The organism is Pseudomonas guariconensis, assembly GCF_015680235.1.
GTDB classification, from domain to species: Bacteria; Pseudomonadota; Gammaproteobacteria; order Pseudomonadales; family Pseudomonadaceae; genus Aquipseudomonas; species Aquipseudomonas guariconensis_A.
In genome coordinates this window covers 33,562-50,364 of record NZ_JADLJL010000027.1, presented here as the reverse complement: position 1 = coordinate 50,364, position 16,803 = coordinate 33,562, and the positions used below count along the sequence as shown (strand labels likewise).

General features: G+C 63.1%; 12 protein-coding genes and 1 pseudogene. 4 read left to right on the top strand and 9 right to left on the bottom strand.

Annotated features, from left to right (window positions below):
• Positions 1 to 5: 5 nt before the first annotated feature.
• From IRZ56_RS17480 to IRZ56_RS17450, 7 genes are all read right to left on the bottom strand, one after another.
• Positions 6 to 2,507, bottom strand: coding sequence for a TcfC E-set like domain-containing protein (locus IRZ56_RS17480; protein WP_196146084.1), 2,502 nt, complete (start codon positions 2,505 to 2,507; stop codon positions 6 to 8).
• Positions 2,508 to 2,597: 90 nt separating this feature from the next.
• On the bottom strand, positions 2,598 to 3,083 hold the full coding sequence (locus IRZ56_RS17475) for a CS1 type fimbrial major subunit (RefSeq protein ID WP_196146083.1): 486 nt from the start codon (positions 3,081 to 3,083) through the stop codon (positions 2,598 to 2,600).
• Positions 3,084 to 3,254: 171 nt separating this feature from the next.
• On the bottom strand, positions 3,255 to 6,419 hold the full coding sequence (locus IRZ56_RS17470) for a transporter substrate-binding domain-containing protein (RefSeq protein ID WP_328311795.1): 3,165 nt from the start codon (positions 6,417 to 6,419) through the stop codon (positions 3,255 to 3,257).
• A gap of 9 nt (positions 6,420 to 6,428) precedes the next feature.
• Complete coding sequence (locus IRZ56_RS17465; protein WP_196146082.1) at positions 6,429 to 7,052, bottom strand: response regulator transcription factor; 624 nt, start codon at positions 7,050 to 7,052, stop codon at positions 6,429 to 6,431.
• Positions 7,053 to 7,406: 354 nt separating this feature from the next.
• A complete protein-coding gene (locus IRZ56_RS17460; protein ID WP_196146081.1) occupies positions 7,407 to 8,033 on the bottom strand; it encodes a hypothetical protein in 627 nt (208 codons plus the stop codon).
• 296 nt (positions 8,034 to 8,329) lie between these two features.
• Positions 8,330 to 9,997, bottom strand: a complete 1,668-nt coding sequence (locus IRZ56_RS17455; RefSeq protein WP_196146080.1) for a cation acetate symporter — start codon at positions 9,995 to 9,997, stop codon at positions 8,330 to 8,332.
• A complete protein-coding gene (locus tag IRZ56_RS17450) occupies positions 9,994 to 10,305 on the bottom strand; it encodes a DUF485 domain-containing protein (RefSeq protein WP_196146079.1) in 312 nt (103 codons plus the stop codon). The genes IRZ56_RS17455 and IRZ56_RS17450 overlap by 4 nt, the downstream gene beginning before the upstream one ends.
• Before the next feature lie 308 nt (positions 10,306 to 10,613).
• Here IRZ56_RS17450 and IRZ56_RS17445 point away from each other — a divergent pair.
• Positions 10,614 to 11,065: pseudogene (locus IRZ56_RS17445) on the top strand (REP-associated tyrosine transposase).
• 236 nt (positions 11,066 to 11,301) lie between these two features.
• Here IRZ56_RS17445 and IRZ56_RS17440 read toward each other — a convergent pair.
• Positions 11,302 to 12,150, bottom strand: a complete 849-nt coding sequence (locus IRZ56_RS17440) for a glycine betaine ABC transporter substrate-binding protein (protein WP_196146078.1) — start codon at positions 12,148 to 12,150, stop codon at positions 11,302 to 11,304.
• A gap of 204 nt (positions 12,151 to 12,354) precedes the next feature.
• Here IRZ56_RS17440 and IRZ56_RS17435 point away from each other — a divergent pair, with 204 nt between their 5' ends.
• Positions 12,355 to 13,911 carry a beta (1-6) glucans synthase gene (locus tag IRZ56_RS17435; RefSeq protein WP_196146077.1) on the top strand — a complete coding sequence of 519 codons (1,557 nt, stop codon included), beginning with the start codon at positions 12,355 to 12,357 and terminating at the stop codon, positions 13,909 to 13,911.
• A gap of 146 nt (positions 13,912 to 14,057) precedes the next feature.
• Here IRZ56_RS17435 and IRZ56_RS17430 read toward each other — a convergent pair whose 3' ends face one another.
• Entirely contained in the window at positions 14,058 to 14,420 is a 363-nt protein-coding gene (locus IRZ56_RS17430) for a hypothetical protein (protein ID WP_196146076.1), read from the bottom strand.
• Positions 14,421 to 14,644: 224 nt separating this feature from the next.
• Between IRZ56_RS17430 and IRZ56_RS17425 the strand changes: the two genes are divergently transcribed.
• Together IRZ56_RS17425 and IRZ56_RS17420 are read left to right on the top strand one after the other, a co-directional pair.
• Entirely contained in the window at positions 14,645 to 15,943 is a 1,299-nt protein-coding gene (locus IRZ56_RS17425) for a serine/threonine protein kinase (protein WP_084854880.1), read from the top strand.
• On the top strand, positions 15,936 to 16,748 hold the full coding sequence (locus IRZ56_RS17420) for a VacJ family lipoprotein (RefSeq protein ID WP_196146075.1): 813 nt from the start codon (positions 15,936 to 15,938) through the stop codon (positions 16,746 to 16,748). Before IRZ56_RS17425 ends, IRZ56_RS17420 begins: the two co-directional genes overlap by 8 nt.
• Positions 16,749 to 16,803 lie beyond the last annotated feature (55 nt).

Below are 16,803 nucleotides of genomic sequence, written 5' to 3'. Positions count from 1 at the left end.
GGGCTTCAGGACCCCACTGCGGGGGCACCGTCGCGCTGCACCACACGGGTGGGGTTGCAGGTCTGGTCACCGGCCATCAGCACATCGCCTTCGCGCACCAGTTCGTCCAACGACAGCGTCAACAGGCAGGCGGTCGCACCGGCCCGTCGCACCTCCAGGGTTGGCGTCGACTGGCTCATTTCCACCGAGAAGTAACCATCGGCCTCGCTCACGCCACGGCTGGCATGGTTGATCACGTGCGCCCCACGCACAGGCTGGCCGTGCTCGTCCAGCAAGCGGCCCAGCACCGTGACCGTGCGCATCACATGCAACTGGCGGTAATCCACGCCACCACGGTTGAGGTGATAGTCGAGGCTGGCCGGCTGGATCACCGCCGCCGGTGCATCGTCGCCATCGAAATCGAACTGCACATGACCGGCCTTGAACGCCGTGACCGGAACGATGTTGCGCCCAGGGCGCAAGGCAGCGCTGAAGCCTTGGTAGTCGTCGGCGCGCAGCTTCAGACCATCGATGTCCGAGTCGACATCCACGATCAGGCCTGCCTCGTGGGACAGGTACTGGCCGCTCACGGCCAGCTTGCCGCCCCCGAAGGCCACCATGTTTTGCAAGTTGAGGCCGGCGCTGAGCTTATTGTTGTACGTGGATGTCTGGGCGTAGGCATCGCCATGCAGGCTCTGGCTCTGGAACTGGGCGTTGCCACCGAAGCCTGTGCCGTAACGGTCCACGGTGGCGCTGGCGCCCACGCTCTCCAACGGGCCGAAATCGACGTCCTGCTGGTAGGCCAGGGACGCATGCTGGTCGCTGCCGCCGTCACGCGAGGTGCGGCTGCCGAGGCTCGCGGCGATGCGCTTGCCCGGGGCCCCCAGGTTCATGCTCACGCTCAGGTTGACCCCACGGCTGCGGGCCTCCCCGCTGCTGGCTGAACCGGGTCGGTCGAATACCGACAAGCGCCAGCTGGAATCGGTGCCGAACACCTGCCCATAGAACGCCCACCCCAGGTCGACACCCAAGCCGCTGGCCGCGCCGGAACTATGGGCCAGGCGCACGGTGGCGCTGCTACGCTGGGTAACGCGGTGGTTGAGCGACAGGCTGGACTGGCTGTATCGCTGGCGGGGCGAGGTCACGCCACGGCTTGCCCGCTCGGGCTCGAGCCACGACTGGTTATGGCTCAACACCCACGACCCTTCGTCATAGGTCTGGATCACCTGTATGTCGAAACCGCTGCCGTGGTCCTCGGTGTAGTTGAGGTTGCCGTAGAACTTCAGGCGCTCGACCACATCCCAGTCCAGCGAGGTGCCATATTGCATGGACTCGTCCACATGTTGCGCCGAGAGACCGAGCACGGCGCTCGGGTGCAGCAGGTAGTTGCTCATCACGCCAGCGGCGAGGCTGTCACGGCGCTCGTAACTCCAGTTGTTCAGCAGGCTGGTCTGCTGACCCACGTAGGCGTTGTAACGCCAACGGCTCTCGGGGTTGCTCCAGTTGGTGGGTTTGTAGATGAAGGCCTCGGTGCGTGACGTTTCCTGGCCATCCTCCAGCAGGCGCACTTCCACCTGGTAGATCCCCCCAGGCAGTACCCGGGTGTCGAGGGTCTGCAGGCCTGGCTGTACCGGCTGGCTGTTGATCAACACGCCATTACGATAGATCTCCACCAGGCCAGGGCGATTGGGGGTGACGTAGATCGGGGTCGTGCTCGGCTGGCCGTTGTCGATCAGCAGGCTGTCGCTGCTGCCGAACATCACGCCCAATGTGGTATCGGGGCTGTTGCCCATCAGCGTCGGCTGGCGGGTCAAGCCTTGGGCGCCTGGCATGAAGTACCCCAGGCGGAAGAAATGCTGTTCGAGCAAGCGCTCGGCATAGAGCTGGTCCATGCGATAGCGGGTACCGTCCTGGCTCTGGCTGACCCGGTCGGCTTGCGCATCGGCCAGGGTCGTCCAGTTACCCAGGCTACCCTGGCTCTGGAAGGCGATGCGGCCGCTGGTGTCCTGGCCATCGTGGACCAGGTTGAGCTGATTACGCACCAGCAGCCCGAGGCTACCTTGCTCCGGCATGCGATGATAGCGCGCCTCTTGGCCATCTCGCTCGGCGTTGGTGGTCAGTAGCGAAAGCTGAGAGTCGGCTAGGCTGTAGTGGATCGCCTGCAAGCCATCGGGGCAGTCGCGGGTACAGTCCCCCAGCAACCGCCCGGCAGCCAAGCGCTCCTGCCAGCGCCGACGCTCGGCGGGAGGCTCGCGGCTTTCCTGGGTATCGGTGAACTCAAGCAACTGCACGCGCTCGTCACGGGTCAGGACGACCATGGCGTCACCCAGATAGCGCCCATCCACTTCAACCCGTACGGCCAACGGCACATCGAAGAAATGCGCCTCGAACTCCCGAGGCAACCCTTGGAACTGATGCAGGATAGAAGGCGGACCATCAGGCTCGGCCCATCCATGCACAGGCATCAAGCAGGCACCACAAGCCAGCCACCGGCACAAGCGTCGGTGAAGCGCAGTGAAATGAAACATAACCTACCCACGGACAATGCCTTCCCCACCCCTCGACGAGCGCCGAGGAGCAAGGGAAGACAATCAGGAATGAAAAGGCGTAGGCCGAAATCAGGACCCGGAGGGAGCAGCGCTTTCGAATACCATGTTCACGAAGCCGTTATAGGTACCCACCTTGTACCCACCGGACGGTTTGACGGCAGCGATCTGGAAGTCCATGACAGCACCAGCGCCTGCCTGGGCAGCGGTCAGCAGTTCAGTAGCGGTGGTTTTCAGTTCCTTGCCATGCATGGTGATCTTCAGGCCGAACTTGTTGCCGGTGGCCGCGTCGGAAACTTCCGCGACGTCAAACAGATAACCCTTGATCGGCCCCAACGAGCTCTTGGCCTCGAACTGCTTGCGGATGGCCCCGAACTCTTGCAGCGCGGCATTCCACTGCAGGGCTTGAGGGTAACCAATCCAGGACCCTACTGGCCGAACGTAGAATTGGTCGGTCGGAATCTGCGCAGTGACTTGCACCTGTTGCTGAACCTGCTCGGCAACCGCCGTACCGGCGATCAGGGCAAGCAGCGGTACAGCGAGAAAGCGTGCATTCATGTATTCATCTCCTTGAAAAGTGTGATTAACGTCAGCGAAACAGCTCTAGCGGTGCTTTGCTCTGACGAAGGAGATTATTCGCCACCCATGGCATCTGTAAGAACAGGACCGTTCCCAGCGGTTTGTGGAAATTTCCCAAAGCTGGCATCAGGCCAGCTGGCAGGGCGACCGCTACATCGATGCCAGCTGCCGCTCCAGGCGCGCCATCGCCAGGCGCAGGGCCTGCACATCGTGACGCAAGGCGTCGATCACCAGAGGGCTTGCCGCACAACTGCGCTCCAGTCGCTCGCACAACGTGACGAGCCGGTCGGCGCGAGCGATCCGCGCCCCTCCCTTGACGCGATGTGCCAACTCGGCGAGGGCAACGGTATCGTCGCCCAGCGACTCCAGGCGCTGGAGGTCCTCCTGATTGCTGCTGCGCAGGTCGCGCAACAGGGCCTTGAGTGCGGAGCGGTCGTTGCCGACCAGGTGTTCCAGGTGGGCAAGGTCGAGCATCGGCTTCTCTTCCCGCCCACAGCTGGCCAAGGCCCGCTGCAAGCTCTCCAGGCCCAGCGGCTTGAACAGGCAATCGTCCATACCGACGGCACGGCACCGACGCTTTTCGCGCGCCATGGCGCTGGCGGTCAGACCGATCAGGCGGCACGGCGCCCGGCCACTGCGCCGCTCATGCTCGCGGATCGCCCGGGCCAGGGCGTAGCCATTGAGCCGCGGCATGTTGCAGTCGCTAATCACCACATCGAAATGCTCCCGCAGCCACAAACGCAACGCTTGCGAGCCATCCTCGGCCACCCTGGCCTGGTGGCCGAGGTAGTCGAGCTGTTGGGCCAGCAACAGGCGGTTGGCCGGGTAGTCGTCAGCCACCAGCACCCGCAGGCGTACCGCCCCCTGCAGGTCGAGCGCCAGCGGTGCTACCTCGACCGGCTCGTCCTCCGGTGACAAGGCCAGGTCCAGATGCAGGTGCACCCGTGTGCCCTGCCCCAGGACGCTTTCCAGGGTTAGGCCCCCACCCATCATTTCGCACAGGCTGCGGCTGATGCCCAGGCCCAGGCCAGCGCTGCTGCGCGGCGACTGCTTCTGGTTGCTGGCCTGGCGGAACAACTGCCCCAGTACCTCGAGCTCCGCGGCCGCGATGCCGATGCCGGTATCCTCGACATCCAGCTCGACCAATAGCCTCGCTTGCTGCTGCCGCGCGCGCAGGCGCACTCGTACATGCCCCTGCTGAGTGAACTTGATGGCGTTGCTCAGCAGGTTCGCCAGCACCTGCTTGAAACGCAGCGGGTCGAGCAATACCTGCGCATCCACCTGCCCCTGGGTGTCGAGGTGCAGCGCCAACCCCTTGCCCTTGGCCTGTTGCTCGAACAACTGCACCACGCGTGCGACCTGGGTGTGGAGGCATACCCGTTCGTGCACCAGATGCAGATGCCCGGCTTCGATGCGGGCGATGTCAAGGATGTCGCCTATCAGATCGAGCAAGCCACGCGCGGCATCGCTGGCGACCTCGATGGCCAAACGGTCGAGCACGCCCTGGGCCGCCTTGCGCTGGGCCAGTTCGAGCATGCCTTGCACGGCATGCAGGGGCGTGCGGATCTCATGGCTCATGGTCGTCAGGAAGTGGGTCTTGGCCTGATTCGCCTGCTCGGCTTCACGGGTGGCGCGGCGCAGTTGCAACTGCAGGCGGCGCAGCAGGCGAATCCACAGCAGCGCCATGGCCAGCAAGGCGATGACCAAAGCAAAGCCCGCCAGGATCCTGGTCCGGTAACGTGGCCACACCCCATCGGCGACAATCATCGGATTACGCCAGCGCCGTACCAGGCCGTCGATCTCCTGCGGCGCCAGGCTGAGCAGCGCCTTGTTGACGATGCTCTGCAATTCGGTCGCGCCACGGGCACTGGCGAAGGCGAAATGAACCGGTGGCAACGCCAAGCTGGCACTGATCTTCAGCTTGCCGGGGTACCAGCGGGCAATCAACGGCCGGGCATCGTCGTAGGTCAGCACCGCAGCTTCCACCCGCCCCTTGGCCACGGCCTGCAACGCCTCCAGCGGGCCGGACATGCTCGCCTGCTGGATCAGCGGATGCGCCTGGCGCAAGTCATCCTGCGCCAGGCTGCCGCCCACCACCGCCAGACGCAGGCCGCCCAACTGGTCGAGGCTGACCGGCGCCCAGGCCTCGTTACGGGTCACCAGTACCCGGGATGCACTCAGGTAGGCGCGGCTGAAGCCTAACTGTCGCCGTCGACTGGGGCTGTCCGGTACCCCGGCGATCATCTGCGCCTGCCCCTTGCTCACCTGCTCGATCATTCGTTCGATGCTGCCACCGGGCTTGACGTCGAAATGCAGGCCGGTACGCCGGCTGATCAGGCGCAAGACATCCAGGCTCAAACCGCGCCAATGGCCATTGGCATCGCGGTAGCTCAGTGGCAGCAATTGCTCGTCGGCCAGCACGGTGATACGCGAGTTCTCCTGCAACCAGCGCTCCTCGACCCCGCTCAGTTGCAAAGGCGCGGCTTTGTGCGCGTCGCTCACGATCGGGCGCCAGCGCCTGCGGATCTGTTCCAGCTGGGCATCCGAAAGGCCGCCCAGAACCGCATCGACCAGTTGCGCCAAGGGGCTGTCGTCGTCAGCCATCGCGAAGCCGACACCTTGTTCGGGCAGCACCGCACGCCCCACCTCCTCGAGGCCCGCGCCTTGATTACGTCCCAGCACATAGCGAATGCCCAGGGCGCTGCCCAGATAGAGGTCGGCCTGGTGCACCGCCAGGGCCGCCAAGGCGCTGGCCGGCGAGGGATACGATTGTATCTGGGCCTGGGGATAATACCGCTGCACGACCTCCAATTCCCGGTAGCCATCGAGCATCGCCAGGCGGATCGGCTGGCCACCCCCCGGCACCATCCGCTGGCCATCGGCAACCCCCAGCAACAGCGGACGATCCATGGCGTAGGCTCGCGACAGACGCAAACCCGCTTCCAGTGCTTGCTGGGCAGTGACCGAGCCGATCAGGTCGATACGCCCTTCACGCAGCGCGCTGACGGCATTGTCGAAGGAGGCGAAGACCTGCACCCGCATATCCAGGCGCAACTGCTCGGCCAATGCGCCAGCGTAATCGGCGGTGATGCCCTCGTAGGACAAGCCGGTACCCAGGATATCGAATGGCGGGTTCTCCCGCTCGATCACCCCGAGCCGCAGTTGGCGTCGCTCCCACAACCAGCGCAGTTGCTGGTTGTCCAGCACAGGCCGCACGCCCTCGGGCAAGGCACGCGCATACAACTGCGGCGCGCCATGGGCGAACGCTGCGACGATGCCGGACAGCATGGCCACGAGCAACAGACGTATGAACACCGAAGGAGGCTAAATCAGCTGATTGCGGCGTGCGAGGTCGGCCAGTTCGATCAGCGAGGCGACGCCGAGCTTTTCCAGCAGGCGCCCCTTGTAGGTGCTGACGGTCTTGTTGCTGATCAGCATCTGCTCACCGATGGTCTTGTTGCTCATGCCCCGGGCCAGATGCTGTAAGATGATGACCTCGCGATCGCTGAGCTGGGCAATGCGCTGGGCCTCGCTGGCGATCATATCCTTGTGGTTGACCGAACTGAACGAAACGTCCGGGAAATAGCTGAAACCTGAACGCAATGCCAGTACCGCCCTACTCAGTTCCTGCAAGTCATCGCTCTTGGACACGAATCCCGATGCCCCGGCACGCATGCAGCGCAGCGCGAAACAGTCGGCCAGTTGCGAGGTGAGCACCAGCACCTTGGGCGGCCTTGGCAGGTCTCGGATGCGAAGCAGCACTTGCAGCCCGTCCATGTCCGGCAGGACGATATCCAGCACCACCAGGTCCGGTGCATACTGGCGCACCAGGCTCACGGCCTTGACACCGCTCCCCGCCTGGCCGACCACCTCGAGCCTGTCCTGACGAAGCTGCATGCTCACGCTCGAACGGATGAAGGGGTGGTCATCCACGATCACAACTTTCATGGAATGTCATCCTTTACAAATCAGCAGTTGGCCTTATATGAATCCGATAGTGGCCAATTGACTATCAATGGCTCTATTGTTCGCTGATTGACGCATTTGAATAGTCAGACTACTCCTAAACGAAATAGGAAATTTCCTATAACTACGTCAGATCCGACCTATACATCACCACCCTCCTTTGCCCATACCGCCCGAGCGGAACGGATTTCGTACAAGGTCCAAGGACACTCTGAAAAAGCCCGATCGTTACGAAGTGACGACACTGTAAGTCGCATGGTCGCTGGGCTTCATTCTTCGAGGGGGCTTTTCCAGCCACTCCCAAGGGGCCGGTGTCGGCATTCCATTCGCCCCACCTCATAGACGGGCATCGAACACAATCAGAACCTGCCCTTGATACGTACTGCCCGGGTACCTGAACATGGATTTCACACCCGCGCTCTCCACGGTGACATGCACGGTGCCCGGCTGGTTGAGCAATGGCTGCGGCGCATCGAAAACACGCTTGCCACTCTCGGACGTCGGCAATTGCACCCTGACCGCTCCAGCGCCCGCATAGGTAGCCCCACGCAGCGTCATGCTGGTGACGACAGGCACTTCGTCGCCCTGCTCGTTTCGCAGACCACAGGTCTCGGCGGACAGGGTGTACTGACAACCCAGGTAGACGCCAAATGGCCCATCGATGGTCATGCGAAACGGCAGATCCCTCGCCAGTTGCCTGGGCGGTTCACCACCGGGCCACAGATGCCAACCACCAGGCGGCTCCAGCACGGCTCGGTCGGCGCCCGGCGCAAAGGCGACCCGGATATCGCGCTTGACGGTCAGCTCGACCAAAACATCCAACACGGTGTCGCTAATGTCCGTCAGCCGGGCCCCCAGATCAATCTCCGCGCCGTCACCGACACGGTAAGACAACATACCGCTGTAACGCCCCGGCTTCATGGTGCTCAGGGAGGAAAATGCCAACTGGTAGGCCGCCCCCATCTCCCTCGCACGGAGAAGTACACAACTCGGGCCACGTACTGCAGTAAGACGCCGCCGTGGAGTTGATCTCCAGCTTGCCACGCCGAGTGAAACTTCATCTTTTTCATCACGCCCCTCACACAGCGTCCGGCATTGCCCGATGCAGCCAAAGAAGGAAGCGTGAGGGTTCCACCCACGTTTTTTAATGGGACGCGTCCCACCGATTTGATGAAATTTCCCAAGCTTTCAGAGAGGCAGCCCATTGCAAATAAAAACGCCCCGGCTAGCGGGGCGTTGTCACATCACACAGGAAAGGCTCAGTGAGAAACCGCTCCACTGGCGCCCAGGCCGGTCTGCGAACGCACGAACTGTGGGAAGAACAGCGCACGCTCGTCTTCAGCCGCCTTGGACTTGTCGGTGACCGAGAAGAACCAGATGCCGATGAAGGCGATCAGCATGGAGAACAGCGCCGGGTACTCGTACGGGTAGATGGCTTTTTCGTGGCCGAGGATCTGCACCCAGATGGTCGGGCCGAGAATCATCAGGCCCACTGCGCTGACCAGGCCCAGCCAACCGCCGATCATGGCGCCGCGGGTGGTCAGCTTCTTCCAGTACATCGAGAGCAACAGCACCGGGAAGTTGCAGCTGGCGGCAATGGAGAATGCCAGGCCGACCATGAAGGCGATGTTCTGCTTCTCGAACAGAATCCCCAGGCCGATCGCCAGCACGCCCAGGGCGATGGTGGTGATCTTCGACACGCGGATCTCGTCCTTCTCGTTGGCCTTGCCCTTGCAGATGACGCTGGCGTACAGGTCATGGGACACCGCCGAGGCACCGGCCAGGGTCAGGCCCGCGACCACCGCCAGGATGGTGGCGAACGCCACGGCCGAGATGAAGCCCAGGAACACGCTACCACCCACGGCATTGGCCAGGTGGACCGCCGCCATGTTGTTGCCGCCGATCAGGGCGCCGGCAGCGTCCTTGAAGTCGGGGTTGGTGCTGACCAGCAGGATCGCGCCGAAGCCGATGATGAAGGTCAGGATATAGAAGTAGCCGATGAAGCCGGTGGCGTAGAGCACGCTCTTACGCGCTTCCTTGGCGTCGCTGACGGTGAAGAAGCGCATCAGGATGTGTGGCAGGCCTGCGGTGCCGAACATCAATGCCAACCCGAGGGAGAACGCCGAGATCGGGTCCTTGACCAGGCCGCCCGGGCTCATGATCGCCTCACCCTTGGCGTGCACCTTGATCGCTTCGGAGAACAGGGTGTTGAAGTCGAAGCCCACATGCTTCATCACCATCAGCGCCATGAAGCTGGCACCGGAGAGCAGCAGCACGGCCTTGATGATCTGTACCCAGGTGGTGGCCAGCATGCCGCCGAACAGTACGTACAGGCACATCAGGATACCCACCAGGATCACCGCGACGTGGTAGTCCAGGCCGAACAGCAGCTGGATCAGCTTGCCGGCACCGACCATCTGGGCGATCAGGTAGAACGCCACCACCACCAGGGAGCCGGAGGCCGACAGGGTGCGGATCTCTTTCTGCCCGAGGCGGTACGAGGCAACGTCAGCGAAGGTGTACTTACCCAGGTTGCGCAGGCGCTCGGCGATCAGGAAGAGAATGATCGGCCAGCCGACGAGGAAGCCGATCGAGTAGATCAGGCCATCGTAGCCGGAGGTGAACACCAGGGCGGAAATACCCAGGAAGGAGGCCGCCGACATGTAGTCACCGGCAATCGCCAGGCCGTTCTGGAAGCCGGTGATACGGCCACCGGCCGCGTAGTAGTCGGAAGCCGACTTGTTGCGCTTGGAGGCCCAGTAGGTGATGCCGAGGGTGAAGCAGACGAAGGCCACGAACATGACGATCGCCGAGACGTTGAGCGGCTGCTTGTGCACCTCGCCGGTCAGGGCATCGGCGGCCCACACGGCGGGTGCGAAAGCGCCGCAGGCCAGGACGGCCAGGGCTTTGGCTGAGTGGCGGATCATTGCTGCGCCTCCTTCAGGATGGCCTTGTTCAGCTCATCGAACTCGCCGTTCGCACGGCGCACGTAGATGGCGGTGAGGATGAACGCCGAAACGATCAGGCCGACGCCCAGGGGGATGCCCCAGGTGATCGACGAGTCGGGGCTGAGCTTGGCGCCCAGTACCTGTGGGCCATAGGCGATGAGGAGGATGAAGGCGCAGTAGAGGCCGAGCATGATCGCCGAGAGGATCCAGGCGAAGCGCTCGCGCTTGGTGACGAGCTCCTTGAAGCGGGGGCTGTTCTGTATCGACTGGTAGATGCTGTCGTTCATTGTTGTTGTCCTAGCAGCAGCACAAATAAGGGAGAACCCGCCCTTACTTTATGCCGCCGAAGGCTGCCAACCAGACGACCTTAGTCTTAGATGAGAAAGTGTTTTGCAGGATTGGTAACAACCCCAATAGCCCAATCGCGGGACAAGCCCGCTCCCACAGGGGTGCCCCGCCGCTCCTGAGGGCAATGGTGGATCTGTGGGAGCGGGCTTGCCCCGCGATTGCGTCAGCACATTCAGCAATAAATTCGGATCGGTCATTGCCCCCCTGGCAACTATCTTTCGGATAACCATTGCTCGAAGGAACCGACATGGAACGCCCCCACTCCAGGCTACTGCGCTGTGGCCGCTACTCCGAGCCGGGTAGGCTCTACCTGCTGACCACCGCTACCCTGCAACGAAAGCCATTGTTCTTGAACTTTCACTACGCGCGTTTGGCAATACACCAATTGCGCCAGGCCGAAGAGGAAAAAGCCTGTCACTCGTTGGCCTGGGTGATCATGCCCGATCATATCCATTGGCTTATCGAACTGCGTACGGGGACATTGTCTGCGCTGATGCGCCGGTTCAAGTCGCGAAGCAGTCGTGGGCTGTACGAGGCGGGATACCGTGAACGGATCTGGCAACCTGGGTACCAGGACAGGGCGTTGCGCAGGGACGACGATGTGCGGAGGTGGCGCGCTACATCATTGCCAACCCCATCAGGGCAGGCTTGGTCAGACGGGTTGGAGCGTACTCCCATTGGGACGCAGTGTGGCTTTGAGGCCATAATCGCGGGACAAGCCCGCTCCCACAGAGGATCAGCACTGGCCGTTTGTTCATTGCGCGACAGCGCAGCCCAAAGGGCTGGGTGATCTCCCCCAGGGAAGGAGAGCGATGCAGCATCGGCGGTGTGAGCCTGGTCGGCTATTCCCAGGGATGCAAGCCCGCTCCCACAGAGCCGGTGCAGTCGCAAGGCCTGTGGGAGCGGGCTTGTCCCGCGATTGGGTTATGCGGCGATTACTTGCCGGTCCACTCCTTCACGCGGTCAGGGTGCTTGGCGACCCAGTCCTTGGCAGCGGCTTCGGGTTTGGCGCCTTCCTGGATGGCCAGCATGACTTCGCCGATTTCATCCTTGGAGTTCCAGTGGAAGTTCTTCAGGAACTCGGCCACTTCCGGTGCCTTGCTGGCCAGCTCCTTGCTGCCGATGCTGTTGACGGTCTCGGCGGCACCATAGACGCCCTTCGGATCTTCGAGGAACTTGAGTTTCCACTTGGCGAACATCCAGTGCGGCACCCAGCCGGTGACGGCAATGGACTGCTGCTTGGCGTAGGCACGGCCCAGTTCGGCGGTCATCGCCGCGCCAGAGCTTGCCTGCAGCTTGTAACCGTCCAGGGCGTAGTCCTTGATGGCCTGGTCGGTCTTGAGCATCACGCCGGAGCCAGCGTCGATGCCGACGATCTTGTGCTTGAAGCTTTCATCGGTCTTCAGATCGCTAATGCTCGCGGCCTTCACATATTCGGGCACGATCAGGCCGATCTTTGCATCCTTGAAGTTGGGGCCGTAGTCGACCACCTTGTCCTTGTTCTTGCTCCAGTACTCCCCGTGGGTGACCGGCAGCCAGGCCGACAGCATGGCGTCGAGCTTGCCGGTGGCCACACCCTGCCACATGATGCCGGTGGCGACGGGCTTGAGGTCCACGTCATAACCGAGTTTCTGCTTGATCACTTCGGCGGCCACGAAGGTGGTTGCCACACTGTCGGACCAACCATCCACATAACCAATGCTTACTTCTTTGGCCATTGCCTGCGCAGCGCTCATGGCCAATACCAGGGCTGCACCCACTCCCAGGAAACGTCGCATTTTCATCAAAGCATCCCCTCGTCAGGTCTCGGAAGTTGCATCATCAACTTCACACAATAGCTCACCTGCTCTGTGCGCGACCTTTATCGAACGATCAGCGACAGCACTTCGCCATCAGTGCGCCAGCTTTTCCCCATTCTGCGTGATCCTTGCATGGTAGATGCCTGATCTAGAGCGTTTGCGGCTATCATCAGCCTTTTGCCGCCAATCATGGACCGCCCGATGCCCCGCGCCAACCATTTGCTGCCTGTGTACCTGCTCGCCTGCCTGCTGGCCCTGGCCGGGCTCGGTGCGCTCTGGTACGGGCTCGGCAGGCCGGTGCACCTGCCCGACGCGGCGAGCCCGACGCACAAGCTGCAGTGCGCCTCCTACACCCCATTCGATAAGGACCAATCGCCGTTCGACCAGCCGTTTCGCCTGCGCCCGGCGCGCATGGACGCCGACCTGGCGCTGCTCGCCGAGCGATTCCAGTGCATCCGCACCTACTCGATGACAGGCCTGGAGGCCATCCCGGCCCTGGCCCGCAAACATGGGTTGAAGGTGATGCTCGGCGCCTGGGTCAACGCCAACCCGGTTGACACCGACAAGGAAGTCGACGCCTTGATCGCCTCGGCCAACGCCAACCCCGACGTGGTCACCGCGGTGATCGTCGGCAACGAGGCGCTGCTGCGCAAGGAAGTGACCGGCGAACGCTTGGCCGGCCTGATCGCCCGCGTGAAAAGCCAGGTGAACGTTCCGGTGACCTACGCCGATGTCTGGGAGTTCTGGCTGCAGCATCCACAGGTGGCTCCGGCGGTGGACTTCCTGACCATCCACCTGCTGCCCTACTGGGAGGACGACCCGCGCGGTATCGACGACGCCCTGGCCCATGTGGCCGAGGTGCGTCGGGTGTTCGGCCAGCGCTTCGCGCCCAAGGACATCCTCATCGGCGAAACCGGCTGGCCCAGCGAAGGCCGGCAGCGCGAGACCGCCGTGCCGAGCCGGGCCAACGAGGCGCGGTTCATTCGCGGTTTCGTCGCCCTGGCCGAGGCCAATGGCTGGCGCTACAACCTGATCGAGGCCTTCGACCAGCCGTGGAAGCGCGCCAGCGAAGGTGCGGTGGGCGGCTATTGGGGGCTGTACGACGCCGACCGGCAAGACAAGGGCGTGCTCGAAGGGCCGGTGAGCAACCTGTCTCACTGGCGCCAATGGTGGCTGGCAGGCGCCGGCTTGATGCTGGCCACCTTGTTGCTGGCCGGCCAGCCTGCGAACCGGCGTGCAGCGCTGGTGTTGCCGCTGCTGGCGGCCGTAGGCGCGGGCAGCCTGGGGCTGTGGGGCGAGCTGATGCGCACCCACGCACGTTTTGCCGCCGAATGGGTGTGGGCGGCAGGGCTGGCCGGGTTGAACCTAGTGGTGCTGGCCCATGGCGCGCTGGCCCTGGCGGGGCTTAATGGCTGGCGCCAGCGCCTGTTCGCCTGGCTCGAGCAGCGGGCGGGGTGGTGGTTGCTGGCCGCAGGTTTCGCGGCAGCGGTGAGCATGCTGGCGATGGTGTTCGATGCACGCTATCGCAGCTTTCCCACGCCGGCGTTGGTGCTGCCGGCGTTGGTCTACCTGCTGCGTCCGGTGACGGCGCCACGGGCAGAGGTGGCCTTGCTGGCGTTCATCGTCGGGGCGGGAATCGCGCCGCAGTTGTTCATCGAAGGGCTGGCGAGTCAGCAGGCGTGGGGGTGGGCGATCGTGAGCGCGATGATGGTGGCGGCGTTGTGGCGCAGCTTGCGCAAGGCGTGAGCACGCAATCGCGGGACAAGCCCGCTCCCACCAGGCCTGCGCTGTCTTCAGAGATACCACCGTACCTGTGGGAGCTGGCTTGCCAGCGATAGGACCGGGGCAAGCAACTCAAGACAGTTGGCTCCCACAGAGGGGCAGTGCTGGCATCAGGCCGGGTGCCTGACCAACCGCAACCCCGCCAGCACCACGGCGAATACCGCCAGGCTCGCGGTATACAACACCAGCGCCGGCACCCCGAAGACCAGCCCCAGCACCGCCAGCCACCAACCGCCACGCCCCGGCACCACCTGGGCCAACAGCGAGGTGCCCAACGCCGCCCACCCCAGCACCTGGTGGTGAATCCCCAGCCCCAACAGCGAGCGGGCCTGGCATTGCCAATATTCCCCTGGCACGCTGCACAGCCCGACCCAACGCCCATCTTCCATCAGCCCATAGCGCACGCCATAACTGGCCGCCAGCCACAGTGCCAGGCACAGCAACATGACAACGATGGGCAACGCGCGGGACATGACAGCCTCCAGAAGGTCGAAACGTGCCGCCAGCATAATCGGCCTGCAGCGCCATGCAAGGCAAAATCCGTGAGTTGCAGCTATGTTCGAATGAACTCCATTGCCGCGCCGTAGACAGTCGCGGCACTATCTTGCACAACAAAGAGTGGTGCACAAGGCAACTTTGCCGTGCCAATCATGGTCCTAGATAGCGCTTTGCCTTATGTATTCTTTTGGGGGATCCCATGCTTCGACCCTTGCGCCTCGCTGCCCTGTTCGGTGGCCTGCTCCTGGCTGCGGCCGCTTCGGCGCAGGATATTGACGCCGCGAGCTATGGCTACCCACTGACCAACCCGTTCGAGGCGACCATCGCCACCACGCCGCCGGAGCAGCGCCCTACCCTGCCCAGCGACGAGGACATCAGCCAGTCCGACTACAGCCTCAACCTGCGCCCGGAGCGCGCCTTCACCCTGCCCGACAACTTCTGGCCGGTGAAAAAGCTCAAGTACCGCCTGGCCTACCAGGACCATGAGGCCCCGCTGATCTTCATCATCGCTGGCACCGGAGCCCCCTACTCCAGCACCATCAACGAATACCTGAAGAAGCTGTTCTACCAGGCAGGCTTCCATGTGGTGCAGTTGTCCTCGCCCACCAGTTGGGACTTCATGAGCGCCGCCTCGCGCTTCGCCACCCCCGGCATCACCCAGGACGACGCCGAAGACCTGTACCGCGTGATGCAGGCCGTGCGCGCCCAGCACCCGCGCCTGCCGGTCAGCGAGTTCCACCTCACCGGCTACAGCCTCGGTGCCCTCGATGCGGCCTTCGTCAGCCACCTGGACGAAACCCGGCGCAGCTTCAACTTCAAGCGCGTGTTGCTGCTCAACCCACCGGTCAATCTCTATACCTCGGTCAGCAACCTGGACAAACTGGTGCAAACCCGCGTCAAGGGCATCGACCACAGCACCACGTTCTACGAACTGATGTTGGAAAAACTGACCCTGTACTTCCAGCAGAAGGGCTATATCGACCTCAACGAGGCGCTGCTGTACGACTTCCAGAAGTCCCGCCAGCATTTGTCCAACGAACAGATGGCCATGCTCATCGGCACCTCGTTCCGCTTCTCGGCGGCCGACATCGCCTTCACCTCGGACCTGGTCAACAACCGCGGCCTGATCACTCCGCCCAAGTACCCGATCACCGAAGGCAGCAGCCTCACGCCGTTCTTCAAGCGTGCCCTGCAATGCGACTTCGAGTGCTACATCACCGAACAGGTGATCCCCATGTGGCGCGCCCGCACCGACGGCGGCAGCGTGCTGCAGCTGATCGACCAGGTGAGCCTGTACGCCCTGGCCGACTACCTGCGCGAGAGCCCCAAGGTCGCCGTGATGCACAACGCCGACGATGTGATCCTCGGCCCTGGCGACATCGGCTTCCTGCGCAAGGTGTTCGGCGATCGCCTGACCCTGTACCCCCATGGCGGCCATTGCGGCAACCTCAACTACCGCGTCAATAGCGATGCGATGCTGGAGTTCTTCCGTGGTTAACAAACTGCTGCTCGTCACCGCCCTGCTCGCCGCCGGCAACGCCTTGGCGGCCGAAACCGCGCCACGCACCAGCGTGGTCGAAGCCGACAAGCCTGCGCCTACGGCCGAAACCGACGGCTTTCTCGACCCGCTGCGCGAGCTGAAATTCAACCCCGGGCTGGATCAGCGCGAGTTCGAGCGCTCGACGCTCACCGCGCTGAACGTGTACGACCCGCTGGAATCGATGAACCGGCGCATCTATCACTTCAACTACCGCTTCGACCAATGGGTGATGCTGCCGGTGGTCGACGGCTACCGCTACGTCACCCCGCGCTTCGTGCGTACCGGGGTGACCAACTTCTTCAACAACCTGGGCGATGTACCCAACCTGTTCAACAGTATCTTGCAGCTCAAGGCCAAGCGTTCGGCGGAGATCACCGCACGCCTGATGTTCAATACCATCATTGGCGTGGGCGGGTTGTGGGACCCGGCGACCAAGATGGGCCTGCCGCGCCAGAGCGAGGACTTCGGCCAGACCCTGGGCTTCTACGGTGTACCTGACGGGCCATACATCATGCTGCCGATCCTCGGGCCTTCGAACCTGCGCGATACCGCGGGGCTGGCGGTGGACTACGTGGGCGAGCGCGAGGCCAACTTCCTCAACGTGGCCGAAGCCAGTCGCGATCATCCGGAAATCACCGTGCTGCGGGCGGTGGACAAGCGCTACAGCACCAACTTCCGTTATGGGCAGCTCAATTCGCCGTTCGAGTACGAGAAGGTGCGGTACGTGTATACCCAGGCGCGCAAGCTGCAGATTGCCGAGTAATGGGGCCGCGCTGCGGCCCAATCGCCGGCAAGCCGGCTCCCACCTGTCCTGCGCT

Coding starts and splice junctions, on each gene's coding strand:
- IRZ56_RS17480 (WP_196146084.1), bottom strand. CDS start 2,507: ATGTTTCATTTCACTGCGCTTCACCGACGCTTGTGCCGGTGGCTGGCT.
- IRZ56_RS17475 (WP_196146083.1), bottom strand. CDS start 3,083: ATGAATGCACGCTTTCTCGCTGTACCGCTGCTTGCCCTGATCGCCGGT.
- IRZ56_RS17465 (WP_196146082.1), bottom strand. CDS start 7,052: ATGAAAGTTGTGATCGTGGATGACCACCCCTTCATCCGTTCGAGCGTG.
- IRZ56_RS17460 (WP_196146081.1), bottom strand. CDS start 8,033: ATGGGGGCGGCCTACCAGTTGGCATTTTCCTCCCTGAGCACCATGAAG.
- IRZ56_RS17455 (WP_196146080.1), bottom strand. CDS start 9,997: ATGATCCGCCACTCAGCCAAAGCCCTGGCCGTCCTGGCCTGCGGCGCT.
- IRZ56_RS17450 (WP_196146079.1), bottom strand. CDS start 10,305: ATGAACGACAGCATCTACCAGTCGATACAGAACAGCCCCCGCTTCAAG.
- IRZ56_RS17440 (WP_196146078.1), bottom strand. CDS start 12,150: ATGAAAATGCGACGTTTCCTGGGAGTGGGTGCAGCCCTGGTATTGGCC.
- IRZ56_RS17435 (WP_196146077.1), top strand. CDS start 12,355: ATGGACCGCCCGATGCCCCGCGCCAACCATTTGCTGCCTGTGTACCTG.
- IRZ56_RS17430 (WP_196146076.1), bottom strand. CDS start 14,420: ATGTCCCGCGCGTTGCCCATCGTTGTCATGTTGCTGTGCCTGGCACTG.
- IRZ56_RS17425 (WP_084854880.1), top strand. CDS start 14,645: ATGCTTCGACCCTTGCGCCTCGCTGCCCTGTTCGGTGGCCTGCTCCTG.